General features: G+C 68.5%; 11 protein-coding genes. 5 read left to right on the top strand and 6 right to left on the bottom strand.

What is annotated here, in order from left to right; genetic code table 11:
• Positions 1–617 precede the first annotated feature (617 nt).
• Positions 618–1,598, bottom strand: coding sequence for an aldo/keto reductase (locus QQ657_RS43735; protein WP_284748276.1), 981 nt, complete (start codon positions 1,596–1,598; stop codon positions 618–620).
• A gap of 165 nt (positions 1,599–1,763) precedes the next feature.
• Between QQ657_RS43735 and QQ657_RS43730 the strand changes: the two genes are divergently transcribed.
• Positions 1,764–2,642, top strand: a complete 879-nt coding sequence (locus QQ657_RS43730) for a helix-turn-helix transcriptional regulator (protein WP_284748275.1) — start codon at positions 1,764–1,766, stop codon at positions 2,640–2,642.
• A 653-nt stretch (positions 2,643–3,295) separates the two neighbouring features.
• Here QQ657_RS43730 and QQ657_RS43725 read toward each other — a convergent pair.
• Both QQ657_RS43725 and QQ657_RS43720 read right to left on the bottom strand, forming a co-directional pair.
• Positions 3,296–4,255 (bottom strand): quinone oxidoreductase family protein, encoded by a 960-nt coding sequence (locus QQ657_RS43725; RefSeq protein ID WP_284748274.1) that lies wholly within the window; start codon positions 4,253–4,255, stop codon positions 3,296–3,298.
• Complete coding sequence (locus QQ657_RS43720; RefSeq protein WP_284748273.1) at positions 4,252–4,476, bottom strand: hypothetical protein; 225 nt, start codon at positions 4,474–4,476, stop codon at positions 4,252–4,254. Before QQ657_RS43720 ends, QQ657_RS43725 begins: the two co-directional genes overlap by 4 nt.
• Positions 4,477–4,551: 75 nt before the next feature.
• Here QQ657_RS43720 and QQ657_RS43715 point away from each other — a divergent pair, with 75 nt between their 5' ends.
• Positions 4,552–5,187, top strand: coding sequence for a TetR/AcrR family transcriptional regulator C-terminal domain-containing protein (locus QQ657_RS43715; RefSeq protein WP_284748272.1), 636 nt, complete (start codon positions 4,552–4,554; stop codon positions 5,185–5,187).
• 90 nt (positions 5,188–5,277) lie between these two features.
• On the opposite strand, the gene QQ657_RS43710 is transcribed toward QQ657_RS43715, so the two are convergent.
• Positions 5,278–7,062 (bottom strand): putative Ig domain-containing protein, encoded by a 1,785-nt coding sequence (locus tag QQ657_RS43710; RefSeq protein WP_284748271.1) that lies wholly within the window; start codon positions 7,060–7,062, stop codon positions 5,278–5,280.
• Positions 7,063–7,483: 421 nt separating this feature from the next.
• Positions 7,484–7,846 carry an ArsR/SmtB family transcription factor gene (locus QQ657_RS43705; protein WP_284748270.1) on the bottom strand — a complete coding sequence of 121 codons (363 nt, stop codon included), beginning with the start codon at positions 7,844–7,846 and terminating at the stop codon, positions 7,484–7,486.
• A gap of 298 nt (positions 7,847–8,144) precedes the next feature.
• Here QQ657_RS43705 and QQ657_RS43700 point away from each other — a divergent pair, with 298 nt between their 5' ends.
• From QQ657_RS43700 to QQ657_RS43690, 3 genes are all read left to right on the top strand, one after another.
• Entirely contained in the window at positions 8,145–9,155 is a 1,011-nt protein-coding gene (locus QQ657_RS43700; RefSeq protein WP_434056840.1) for a permease, read from the top strand.
• Complete coding sequence (locus tag QQ657_RS43695; protein ID WP_284748269.1) at positions 9,152–9,865, top strand: TIGR03943 family putative permease subunit; 714 nt, start codon at positions 9,152–9,154, stop codon at positions 9,863–9,865. Before QQ657_RS43700 ends, QQ657_RS43695 begins: the two co-directional genes overlap by 4 nt.
• A 267-nt stretch (positions 9,866–10,132) precedes the next feature.
• Positions 10,133–10,723: a response regulator transcription factor gene (locus tag QQ657_RS43690; protein ID WP_284748268.1), complete on the top strand. Its 591-nt coding sequence runs from the start codon at positions 10,133–10,135 to the stop codon at positions 10,721–10,723.
• Positions 10,724–10,874: 151 nt separating this feature from the next.
• Here the strand turns inward: QQ657_RS43690 and QQ657_RS43685 are convergent, their stop codons facing one another.
• Complete coding sequence (locus QQ657_RS43685; RefSeq protein ID WP_284748267.1) at positions 10,875–13,097, bottom strand: beta-L-arabinofuranosidase domain-containing protein; 2,223 nt, start codon at positions 13,095–13,097, stop codon at positions 10,875–10,877.
• Between the last annotated feature and the right edge of the window lie 129 nt (positions 13,098–13,226).

Here is a 13,226-nt window from a genome sequence, read left to right as displayed (position 1 = left end):
TGCCGAAAGGGGTAAAACCAGGGACCCCCACCCGAGGTGCGCTACCAGCGGCTCGGCAAGCAGACGTTGTTGCTGGTCGGCGTGACGCTGCACGGCTGGGAGGGAAAGGCGCGGGCCGGGAGCTGGGGCAGGCTGATTTTCGTGGGATAGCCGGGCCCGCGCAAGATCCGGTAGGTGCCGCCGGGGACGGTCGCCTGCTGCGGCGTCGTCAGGTAGCACGGATCGACGCCCAGGGAGAGGACAAACTGCGGACGGAGGCTGCGTAGTGAGCTCCAGGCGTAGCCGGTGGCCGGGCAGAACGCCCCACTGCCTCGCTTCGAGGTTGACGGTGAGCCGGTAAGCCTTGCCGGGTATGAGATACGCATCGCGCTCGAGGGTCTGCCAGGGCCAGATCTCAGCTCAGCAGCTGTGCCTCGCGACCAGCCATTCTCCCCGAGTTGCATCCTCAGCCGGCTCGTCGGCCTGATCGGACGCGAACGCACGACCAGTGGCAGATCCGGATGAGTGGGCCGATTGCGATCGGCTCACGCCGCGGGCGGTTTATGCCGATGGGCCCGGTGGCGTTGTACGGAACGGAAAGCCCCGCCCGGGGCGGGCGGGGCTTCGCAGTTGCCAGCTCAGTTGAAGTAGGTGGGCGTGCGGGGCAAGTACGGCTGCTCCAGGGCACGGATTTCATCGTCGGTGAGTGTGATGTCCAGCGCGGCGGCTGCGTCGGCGAGGTGGCGTGGCTTGGTTGCGCCGGAAAGGACGGAGTCCACGACCGGATTGCGCAGCACCCACGCGAGCGCGATCTGCGCCATCGGGACACCACGGTCAGCGGCGATCTTCTCGGTGGCGTCGATGATCGCCTTGTCACTGTCGAGGTAGAGCGGGTTGCCGAACATGTCCGTCTTCGGGGCTGACTTGGCCCGTTCAGTGCTCGTGTCACCCCAGGGGCGCGCGTTGATGCCACCGTTGAGCGGACTCCACGGGATCGAGCCGACTCCCTGGTCGGCGAGGAGGGCGAACATCTCCCGCTCTTCTTCGCGCTGGGTAAGGCTGTACTGGTCCTGCACGGAGATGAACTTCGTCCACCCGTGCAGCTCCGCCGTGTACTGCATCTTGGAGAACTGCCACGCCCACATGGAGGACGCGCCGATGTACCGGACCTTGCCGGTCTTCACCAGGTCGTGCAGCGCTTCCATCGTCTCGGCGACGGGCACGCTCGAGTCGAACCGGTGGATCTGCATCAGATCGATGTAGTCGGTGCCCAGCCGTCGCAGCGACGCATCGGTCTGCTCGATGATTGCCTTGCGGGACAGTCCGGAGCCGCCGGGGCCGGCGTTCATCGGCCAGAACAGTTTCGTGGCCAGCACGATCTGCTCCCGTGACGCGTAGCTGTTGATCGCTCGCCCGATGATTTCTTCGCTGGTGCCCATGCCGTAGACGTTGGCGGTGTCCCAGAACGTGATTCCCAGGTCGATCGCTTGCCGGAAGATCGGCTGCGCGGCGTCGTCGTCGAGAATCCATTCCATCGGGGTGCCGGAACCGAAGCTCATGCCGCCGAGGGAGATCCGGCTGACCTTGAGGCCCGAGTTGCCGAGAAGTGTGTAGTCCATGAAGGTCCTATTCGGTAGTTGTAGTGGCACCGAAATCGACGTTAGGCCGGTTCAGTGGGTGAGTGAGAGTTACTGTCATTCACCCCCGAGGCTCCACGCCGGCAGCCGGGTGGGGGTGAATGACAGTGACTCGCAGGTCGGACGCACCAGGCCTATCGTCGGGGTGTGGACACCCGTGAAGACGTGCAGCAGTTCCTCACCGCGCTGCGAGGACGGATCACCCCGGAGCGGGCCGGGCTGACCGTCTTCGGCGGCGAACGACGCGTTCCCGGCCTGCGCCGCGAAGAGGTGGCCCAGCTGGCAGGAGTCAGTACCGCCTACTACACGCGGATGGAACGCGGCAACCTCAGCGGCGTCTCCGAGAGCGTGTTGTTCGCCCTGGTCCGGGCGTTGCAGCTGAACGAGGCCGAGACCGCTCACCTGTTCGATCTCGCCCGTGCGGCGACCGGACCTCGCCGGGCGCCCCGCACGAAGCCGGAAGCGCGGGTGTCCCCGCGGGTCGTGCAGCTGATCGACATGATGGGGGACATTCCCGCGGTCGCGATGACCCGGCTCGGTGACCCGGTGGCGTCCAACTCTCTGGGCCGAGCACTGTTCTCTGACCTCTTCCCAGTGGGGAGACCGGTGGTGAACAGTGCCCGTTACCTGTTCCTCGACGAACGGTCACGGGTGTTCTACCCGGACTGGGAAACCATCGCTCACGAGGCGGTGTCGGGTATGCGGCTGATAGCCGGCCGCGACCCGAGCGATCGCGCCCTCATGGCCCTCGTCGGTGAGCTCGCCACCCGCAGCGACGAGTTCCGCACCTGGTGGGGCGGACACACCGTCAGAACCCACGCCACCGGCACCAAGAAGATCCACCACCCGGTGGTGGGCGACATGACGCTGGAGTACGAAACGCTCACCCTGGCATCGACCCCGGGCCTGAGCCTCATGACCTACCTCACCGAGCCGGCCACCCCGTCAGCGGACGCCATGAAGATGTTGTGCAGCTGGGCCGCGAACAACGTCCCCACCAACGACACGGCAAACACCAACCGCTGACGCGGCAAGCGGGTCCGAAAGCCACCTCGAGCTGCAACCTGTGCCAGGCACTGGGGTTGTCGAGATCAACCTGGCTCCAGATTTATCTGCGATTCGCGCACGGGACGCCGGCGACGTGCGCCGAGCTCGCGCTGATCGCGAGGCCGCCGAAGACGGGGCCGGTGTGGGGCAAGGCGTCCTTCAACTGCGCAGTCAGCAGATTGGTGACCTCGACTTGTAGTTGTGCAGGATTGACGGGAGGGGCGTGATCGGTCCAGTTCGAGCCGATACCTCCTACCGGAATCGCGGGTTCGGCACGGTGCTCGTCGCGGCGTCGCCGGCACGAGGACCGGGCTATCGATGGTCAACGACGGCAATCGGTGAGTCCGGTCTGCATGGGCATTTCGCGCGCGCAGTGCTGGCCGGACGGTGTGCGGCAGAGTAGCCCGCTACTGCCCTCGCATGAAGCTCGCAAACGGCGATGAAGTGCGCCCGGTTGAGGCTTTTGACTTCGAAGAGGTCACCGGCGACAGCCTTCCCGGTGCGCGCTGATCCGAGGAACCATAATGAGGATTCAAGTACCAGCATTCCAGCGACGTCAGGTGACCCTCGTCGCGGTCGACCGCGCCACCGCCGGTGGCCTGGCGCGGCAGCGGCGCGGGCCGTGACGCGGGCTACGGCAGGACGACCAGGCGCTTGCCGCGCAGGTCGGTGCGCCGCCAAGCGGCCTCGATGCCGGTCAGCGGGACCTTCTCCAGGTCGAAGGTGAGCTGCCCGGACCGCGTCCACTCGACGATCTGCCCGTAGACCTCGCCCATGGTCTGCGGGTCGAGTCCCTTGGCCGCGCCGTAGATCTCGACCCCGGACGTACGCAGGCTGTCCGCGGTGAGGCTGAGCGTGGCCCCGGCGGCCTCACCGACCTGGATCACCCGGGTCGGTTTCGGGAAGGCGAACGAATCGGGAATCAGTGAGCGCACCAGGATCTCGGTGGGCCGCCCCCACAGATAGTCCACGACGACGTCGTAGCCGTCCGCCCTGGCGTCGGCGAACGCCTGCGCCAGGTCCTCGTCGGGGACCGCGGTGTTGATCACCGTGTCGGCACCGAGGGCCAGCACTTCGCGCAGCTGATCGTCGTCCCGGCCGGTCGCGACGATCCGTCCGGCGCCGAGCAGCCGGGCCACCTTGACCGCGAGCCGCCCGGCGACGCCGGTCGCGCCCTGCACCAGCACCGTCTCGCCGGGGACGAAACCCGCGGCGGTCTTGACCGACATGCCGGTGATCGCCGAACCCAGCACCGTCGCCACAGCCGGGTCGATGCCCTCGGCGATCGGCACGAACGAGCCTTCCGGCACCACGGTCCGCTCGGCGAGCGCGCCGTAGGGCAGGCGCGGATTGCCGAACCCGACGAGAGTTCCGTCCGGGAGCGTGCCGATGCCGTCGAACGCGGCAATCGCGGGCAGCTCGGCGATGTACTTCGCGCTCGCGTAGTGCTCGCCGGCGGCGAACGCCTTGTCGACGTTCTCCACGGCAACCGCCTTGACCTCGATGATCACCTCACCGTCGCCCGCCACCGGGTCCGGGAAGTCCTCGTAGCGCGGGATGCCACCGACCTCGTGCAACACCGCCGCTTTCATCGCAGCTCCTGCCCGAAGAACGCGGCGATCCGCCGCTGCCAGGCGACCAGCACCCGGGGTGACCGGGCGGCTGCGTGGTTGTGGGCGGCCGAGTGGCGCTGCCCGCGGACGTGGCGAGCGTGGCCCTGGTGCCCGGCCGGCCGCTCGACATGGGCGGGCACCCCGGGAACGCGGTGGCTCATCCGATGCAGCACGGCGCGGAGCGAGTGTTCGTCGGTCATGATCACCTTCCAGATGTCTCTATCAGTGATAGAGCGAGCCTATCACTGATAGGGTCGGGACGGGAGGTGCCGAGATTGACGTTGGACCGGCAGCAGATCGTCACCGAGGCCGTAGCACTGCTGGACGCCGAAGGGCTCGACGGCGTGACCACGCGGAAACTGGCCGCGCGCCTCGGCGTGCAGTCCCCGACGCTCTACTGGCATGTGCCCAACAAGGCGGCGCTGGTCACCGCGATAGCCGAGCGGATCCTCGAGCAGCAGTTCCCCGAACTGTCCCCGCCCGCACCGGAAGAACCCTGGCAGGACTGGCTGACCGGTCTCGCCGAGCGGCTGCGCCGGGCGCTGCTCGCCCACCCCGACGGCGCCCGGGTCATCTCGGCCGCCCAGCTGTCCCTGAAGATGGCCGCGATCTCCGAACTGGCGATGAGCACACTCGTGGCGAGGGGATTTCCGCTGCGCCAGGCCCGCATGATCGTACTGACGGTGGAGCGGTTCACCGTCGGCTACGTCCTGGAGGAACAGGCACCCCGCCCGGACACCGACACCCAGGGTTTCGACATGGCCGAGTTCACCGCGGCGTATCCGACGGTGATCGCCGGCATCACCGAATACTTCCAACCCGGCCGCACGGTCGACGACCTGTTCCGCGACTGCCTCGGCGTGATCATCGATGGCGCTGCGGCCACTGGCATACCCGGCCGAGGGGCCTGACCGGCGCATTGTCGCTGCCGCCTCGGTCCGCAAACCGAAGTCACGGGAAAGCCACCTCCAGGGACTCGAGGTGGCCTTCCCGGACGTGGGTCAGCTCAGCGTCAGCGCGGTGTCGTCGATGCAGAACGACGTCTGCAGGGATGAGTCTTCGGTGCCGGTGAAGGTCAGCGTCACCGTCTGCCCGGCAAACGCCGAGACGTCGACGGTGCGCTGCTGGTATCCGGTGGCCTTGTTCAGGTTCGAATAGGACGCAAGCGTCGTCGAACCGGCCTTGACCGTCAGCTTGTCGTACGCCGTCGAGGTGGTCGTCTCGGCGGTGTCGATGTGCAGGTAGTAGGTCAGGCTCGCGTGGCAGCCCGCGGGGATGCTCACCGACTGGGACAGGGTGTCGGTGTGGGTGCTGCCGTAACCGTCGAGGTAGGCCAGATAACTGCCGGCGTGCGGGGTTTCACCGTCAGCGGAGGTGGTGATGATGCCACTCGACGCGGTCCAAGGGCTGGTGCCGGATTCGAAGCCGGGGTTGCCCAGCTTCTGGCCGGAGCAGCCGCCGCCCCCTGTCGGGTTGATCGTCCAGCTGAAGGTGGTGCTGCCGGTGGCGCCGCTGGAGTCCGTCGCGGTCGCGGTCACCGAGTACGTGGCCGCGGTGCTCGGCGTACCGGAGATGAGGCCGGAGGAGTTGATGGCGAGCCCGGCGGGCAGGCCGCTCGCGGTCCAGGTGTAGCCGCCGCTGCCGCCGGAGGCGGACAGCTGCAGGTTCGCCGCGGTGCCGACGGTGCCGGTCTGGCTGCCCGGGTTGGTCGCAGTGACCGGGCCGGGGCCCGAACCGCCGGAGGTGAAGGCCGCGGTGCCGTTGGGGGTGCCGAGCCCGGTCGGGCCGTCCCAGCCGGCGCCTGCCTTGCACTGCACCGCGACCGAGCAGCTGCCGTTGCTGCCGGAGGTCACGTCGTAGAGGTTTCCGGTGTGGGAGTAGGGATACGCGCCGGGTGTGTCGGAGCTGCCGGGGGTGCCGGCGAGCGCGTAGACCGAGGCGATGATCGGCGCCGAGGCGCTGGTGCCGCCGTAGACGGCCCAGCCGCTGCCGCCGTAGGTCTGGTAAACCGCGACCCCGGTCTGCGGGTCGGCCACCGCGGAGACGTCGGCGGCCGCGCGCTTGCTGCACCCGGTGGTCACGTTCTGGAACGACGGCTTGGCCACCGAGCCCGAGCAGCCGCTGCCCGCGCCGCTCCACGCCGTCTCGGTCCAGCCGCGGGTGCCGCCGCCCTGGGTCAGCGAGGTGCCGCCGACGGCGGTGACGTACTGCGACGACGCGGGATAGCTGATGCCGTAACCGTTGTCGCCGGTGCTCGCGGTGATCGCGACACCCGGGTGGTGGAAGTAGCTGGAGTCGTAGCTGGGCTCGCTGCCGTCCTCACCGCCGCCGTAGCTGTTGGACACGTACTTGGCGCCCAGCGACACAGCCGTGTTCACTGCGGTGCCGAGGTCTTGCATGCTCGGCTGGTTCGCTTCGACGAGCAGGATGTGGCAGTTCGGGCAGATCGCCGAAACCATGTCCACGTCGAGGGAGATCTCCCCGGCCCAGCCACTGTCCGCGGTCGGCAGCGGACTCGTCGCGCCGTTCTCGTTGACCTTCTTGAAGCAGCCGTTGGCGGTGGTGCACGCGGGCAGGCCGTAGGTGGAGCGGTAGGCGGCGAGGTCGGATTCGGCGTTGGGGTCGTCGTTGGAGTCCACAATGGCCACCGTCGCCGACGCGCTGCCGCTCGCGGTCAGGTTGTAGGCGCTGCGCAGACCGGACGGTCCGAAGCCGCTCGGCAGGGCGTTCGGCGCGAGCAGCGCGCGCATGGTGTCGGTCTGGCGTTCCGCGAAACACGTTGCCATGCCGGGCTTTGCGGTTTGGGCGCAGACACGCGAGGTCGGATGGACCGCGGCGGGCGCGGCGATAGCCGGTGCCGCCACGGCGGGGGTGGTCAGTGCCAGCGCCGCGAGACCGGCGATAGCGAGGATTCTTCGGGGTGAACGGGACACGATCCCTCCCAGAGAGATGCATGCGAACGGGAGTCCACTGTCTACATGGCGCGAATCCGCGCGGGTAGCGACCTTCGGACGGTGCCGCGATCTCACCGGGCCGAGCCCTCGGGAAAGCCGCCGAATGGAGCAGGTGCCAAACGGCCATTTCATGACTGCCACAGGCAAATCGGGCGAATCCGAATTCGCCTTCGGCATACTTTAGTCTGACCGTCAGCTACGGCCGGAAAGCTTGTCAGGCCCGGCTGAACCTCGGATCCCGTACTTCGACGGACTACTCAGCGGCGTCCGGGCGGCTCGCGATGATCAGCCGGAGGCGCTCGCTGTAGCAGACGACCTCGTCGAGGAACTGGGCGATTTCGTCGCCGGACAGACGGTAGAACACCTTGCGGCCGTCCCGTGTGCCGGTGACCATCCCCGCATCCCTGAGCAAGCCGAGCTGCGCGGAGACGACGGGTTGCTTCAGACCGGCCGCGGCGGCCAGGGACGTCACCGACATCGGGCCGTGCCGCAACTGGGCGAGGATCAGCAAGCGGCTCGGCGTGGCCAAAGCATGGAGTGTCGCAGCAACAGTGGTTGCGCTTCCGGCATCGAGCCGTGCGGCCGGGCGGGCGCCGCCCTCGACGCCGTGGTGCATGGCGCACACGCTATCCGCGAATACGAGAATTCCCTACACGTTCTCATATTCCTATGTCTTGATGATTTCCGTTTTGCGGTAAAGGGTCACATTGATGACTTTTCGCCGAACCACGCGATCCCGAGACTGCGGCCCAGCTTCGCCATCCTCGCCGTCCGCCCGCGCTGGGCTCCGCTCCGCATGCGGAAGATGAACCGAAGGGCGGTGTCGGGCGTAGGTCGATGTGTGGGCGTGAGCGCGTCCGTGCCGGAGGTGGAGAGGCAAACCTCCGAAGGCCGCACAAACCGGAGGTATCCCCGTGACCACGACCGAAGCAGCCCCGGTCCAGGGTGAGCACGACGACCCGGACCGGCCGCGCGGGTGGAACTTCGATTCGCTCCTCATTCTGGTGCTGGTCCTGCTCGTCGGGTTTCTGCTGCAGGGCCCGATCCGGCGAGTGTTGGCCGCGCCGGCGATGCAGAACTGGATGACCGTCTTTGTCGCGGTGGCCCTGCAGGCGCTGCCCTTCCTCGTCCTCGGCGTGCTGCTGTCGGCCATCCTCGCGGTGTTCGTCCCACCCGGCTTCTTCGCTCGCGCGCTGCCGAAGAAGCCGGCGCTGGCGGTCCCGGTCGCCGGGTTGGCCGGGGTCGTCCTGCCCGGCTGCGAGTGCGCATCGGTGCCGGTGGCCGGGGCGCTGGTCCGCCGGGGTGTGACTCCCGCGGCGGCGCTGACGTTCCTGCTCTCGGCCCCGGCGATCAACCCGATCGTGCTCACCGCGACCGCCGTCGCGTTCCCCAACGCCCCGCAGATGGTCCTCGCCCGGTTCGCCGCGAGCCTGCTCACCGCGTGCGGGATGGGCTGGCTGTGGCACCGGCTGGGCCGCACCGACTGGCTGCGGCCACCGGGCAGGCGGTCCTTCGACGGCCTCGGCAAGGGGGCGGCGTTCTGGGGGTCGGTCCGCCACGACGTCGTCCACGCCGGCGGCTTCCTCGTCGTCGGCGCGATGGCCGCGGCCACCCTCAAGGCCGTGGTGCCGGCGAGCTGGCTGCACGCCGCGGCCGCCAACCCCGTGCTGTCGGTCCTCGCCCTGGCGGTCGTCGCGGTGCTGCTGTCGATCTGTTCGGAGGCCGACGCGTTCGTGGCCGCGTCCCTGACCCAGTTCTCGATGACCGCCCGGCTGGCGTTCCTCGTCGTCGGGCCCATGATCGACCTGAAGCTGTTCGGCATGCAGGCGGCCACATTCGGCCGCGGGTTCGCGCTCCGGTTCGCTCCCGTCACCTTCGCCGCGGCCGTCGGCGTCGCCACGCTGGCCGGGGCGGTGCTGCTGTGAACCGGCAAGCGCAGGCCGTCATGATGGCTCTGCTCGGCGGGGCCGTGCTCTACGCCGGCAGCACTGACCTGTTTCAGCGTTACGTCAAAGCCGGGTTGCGTCCGTTGCTGCTCGGGGCCGGCGTCGTCCTGATCGTCGCGGCCGCCGCCACCGTCTGGTACGAGTGGCGACACCAGCGCGCGTCCCGGCCCGAGGAGGCCCACACCCACCACGAGCCACGGATCTCCTGGCTGCTCGTCGTGCCACTGTTCGCGCTCGTCCTGATCAGGCCGCCCGCGCTGGACTCCTACAGCGGCCTGCGCGCCGGCACCGCGGTGCCGGCGCCGTTCGGGTTCCCCACCCTCCCCACCACCAGCCCGCTCCCACTCGACGTGCTCGACTACGCTGGCCGCGCGGTCTACGACCACGGCCACTCCCTGCAGGGGCGGCAGATCCAGCTGACCGGCTTCGTCGCCCTCGACCGGGGCGGCGCGGTCTACCTCATCCGCATGATCCTCAACTGCTGCGCCGCGGACGCCCAGCCCGTCAAGGTCGGCCTGACCGGACAGGTCCCGCCCGTCCTGCAACCCGACACCTGGCTCGAAATCACCGGCACCTACACCGGCAAGCAGACCACCGACCCGATCAACAACGGCGCCATCCCCTACATCGACGTCCAGCGCGCCAGGCCGGTCCCCGCCCCATCCGACCCGTACGAAAGCATGGGGTGACGAGCTCGGACCGGCCGGCCGCGCCGGACTCAGCAGGTCGTCGAATAGCGGTCCCGCAGGACCGCATCAATGAAGCTCGGCTCAACGGATGGCTCGGCGAGGTCGCTGGCCTGCAGCCAGTCTCAACGAGACTATTTCGACGAACCTGCGCAACCTTGACTGTCGTGTGATCGAAATAGGTTCCCGAGTCTGCCCGGGATGGCTAACACCTGAGCCCGTCCAGCGCGATAGGCGAGGTGGTATTACCCAGCAGCAGGAAGGAAACCCGTGACGACGGTCTTGATCTGCGACGACCGACGCAGTGTCCGTGAAGGGCTCACCCGAGTGATGTCCGCGGTCCCCGGGGTAAGTCGCATCGACTGCGTAGCGCACGGTGACGAGCTGCTGGCCCGCTACTCCCGGCACCCCGCCGACATCGTCCTCGTCGGGACACAACGGGCTTTGCCGTCCGGAGTGGTCGCGACCGGTCTTTCCGCAGCCCAGCGGCTGTCGTCTGCCGCACCGAGACCGAACGTCCTCGTCTTCGGCGCGGTTGACGACACCGACAACATCACCGCCGCAATCGCCGTCGGCGCTTCCGGCTACGTGCGCTGGGACGCATCTCACCCAGAGCTGGTCGCCGCGCTGGCCCATATCCTGGTCACCACCTCGGAAACCAGATCTCCGAGCCTGACCGAACGCGAACTTCAAGTGCTGCAATGGATGAGCCAGGGTAAGAGCAACGGCCAGATCGGGCGCCGGCTCCGTCTGTCCGAGGAGACAGTCAAGACCCACGCCCGACACTTGTACCGCAAGCTCGGAGCTCGGCATCGCGCCCACGCTGTCGCCTACGGTCTCCGGCACAGCCTGGTCCCCTGACCGACCGCCGCGAAACGACCACCAGCAGCCCTTTCTCGAGTACCACCATTCCGCGTCGACGACCTTGCCGGCTTTGTCGCGCCCGCCGCACGACGGCATCGCCCGCTGCCGATACGCCGCGGCCGGTGAGCCAAGAGTGTCCGTATCACCCTCACCCCACGACGATCCGGTCGAGGTCCGGCGCCCAGCCGGATGGGTTCCCGATCCGGATCGTGTTCGCACCTGCGGCCAGGTTGAACGTCACCTTCACCGACCCGACGGTGTCCCAGCCGCCGGTGCTCGGCGTGGTCACGCTCGTCGCTGCCCCGCCGTTGACGCTGACCGTCAGGGAACGGTCCTCGCCCGACGCGTAGAAGAGCGTCACCGGATGCGCGCCCGCGGTGGCGTTCACGTTGGGGAACTGCAGGTAGTTCGCGGTGCCGTTCCCGACGTAACCCACCACAGTGCCGCCCGAGGCACCGGACGAACTCCGCACGGCGGCCTGCCCGCCCAGGCTGCCCGCTTCGGCTTCGTACGACGTCCCGGCGGGTGGCGTGCTCCCCATTCGCCAGTACACCGTGTACCGCTGGTGGTGGGTGGTGTAGAAGGGCAGCAACGTCACCGCCCCGGTATTGGCCGTTCCCGTGAAATGCAGCGGATTCGCGGGATCCTGGACCAGCGAACCCGGCTGCAACGTCGGCAGCGCGTTCAGGTTCGTCGAACCGTATTGCCCGGCGAGCACGATCGCGCCGTACTTCGCCGCGCCCACACCGGAGTCGTCGTTGGTGCGCGGGAACGTCAGCGATGCCGGGACGGACACCTCGACGACGTCTCCAGAGACCCAGGTCCGGTCGATCGTGAAGTAGCTGCCCGGCACGGGCGTGCCTTGGGCCGCTCCGTTGACCTTCACCACCGCACCCGAAGTCCACTTAGGAACGCGGATCTTCAACGCGATGTGCCCGGAGCCGCCGATCGTCAGCTTCGTGCCGGACGATGCCGGGAACGTCGTGTCCTGCCGGACCGTGATGCCGCGGCCCGGCCAGGTCAGGACCGACGCGATGAACAGGTTGACATACAGCGTCTCGCCGGCGGAGAAGTAGATGCTGTCGGCGAACTTCGTCTGCGACTCCATTCCGGTGCCGTGGTCGCAGGTGAAGTCGTTGTAGTCGTTGGCGTAGGTCTTGATGCCGCCCGCGCGCAACGGTGTGTAGTACGTGACGAACCCGTGGCTCGAGTTCGGGTCCTGCTCGCCGAGGATCTGGTTGAACAGTGCCAGTTCGTAGTAGTCCATGTACTCGGGGACCTGGCTGGTGAAGAACAGCTGCCGGGTCAGCTTGAGCATGTTGTAGGTGTTGCAGACCTCGCACGTGGTGTCCGAGAGCTGGCTCGCGATCGCGTCGGGCGTCTGGAAGTATTCGCCGTTGGAGTTGCCGCCGATCACGTAGGTGTGGTGGTCGAGGACGATCCGCCAGAAGTTGACCGCGATGTCGCGGTAGCGGGTCGTCCCGGTGGCGTGGTACTCGCGGATCGCACCGAGGATCTTGGGGATCTGGGTGTTGGCGTGGAACCCGGCGAGCCGGTCCTGGTTCGCGGCCAGGGGGTCGAGGATCTGGGCGTGGTCGAACCGCCGGGCCGTGGCGAGGTGGTTCGCGTCGCCGGTGACCTGGTACAGGTTGGTCAGCACCTCCGGCATCCCGCCGAACTCGGTCCGCAGCATCTGCTGCAGCTGGGCCGTCGACAGCGGATCGGTGCGTGCCTTGGTCCAGGCCGCCTTGCGCAGCAGGACGTCGAGGGCCTGCTGGTTGCCGGCCAGGAGGTACTGGTCGAGCAGGCCGGCCATGATCTTGTGCAGCGTGTAATACGGCGCCCACACCGACTGGCCGCTCTCCAGCCGGTCGAAGAAGTTCTCCGGGAACGCCGAGAGGTAGCCGGCGTGGAAGCCGCGTCCGGGTGACGCCGCCTGGCACGCGGCCAGAGCGTTGACCAGGTAGTCGCCCTTGGTCTGGTACGCGGTGTCGCCGGTGTTCGCGTACGCCTGCGCGAGCCCGGAAAGCAGGTGGCCGGTCGAGTGGCCGCGCAACTCGGTCGCCGGGCTTTCCCAGCCCCCGCACGGCTGGGCCGTGCTGGCGATCCCGGCGTTGGTCCGGAACGTGTGCAGCAGGCGGTCGGCGTCGACGAACCGGAAGTACGCCAGCTGGCGGTTCATGTTGTCGAGGAACGGGCCGGCCTGCAGCCGCACCGCACCCAGCGGGAACGGGAACACCGAGACGCCGATGTCCGGACGTGCGGCCGCGGCGGCGGTCCCGGCCAGAGCGGGGGTCAGGGCCGCGGTCGCCGAGAGCGCGCCCACGGCCTTGAGGAGGAGGCGACGGTCGAAGGAGGGTTCACGCATCATCGAGCCTTTCCCGGGGAGCCGGGGGGGGGGGGGGGGGGGGGGCGCCCCCCCCCGGCGGGAACCCCGGGGGGGGGGGGGTGGGGGGGGGGGGGGGCCGGGGCCCGGGTGGGGGGGGGGGTGTGGGTTGGG

The organism is Amycolatopsis ponsaeliensis (genome assembly GCF_030182635.1).
GTDB classification, from domain to species: domain Bacteria; phylum Actinomycetota; class Actinomycetes; order Mycobacteriales; family Pseudonocardiaceae; genus Amycolatopsis; species Amycolatopsis ponsaeliensis.
The sequence above is the reverse complement of the archived record's forward strand: the minus strand, read 5'-3'. Positions and strand labels throughout refer to the sequence as shown.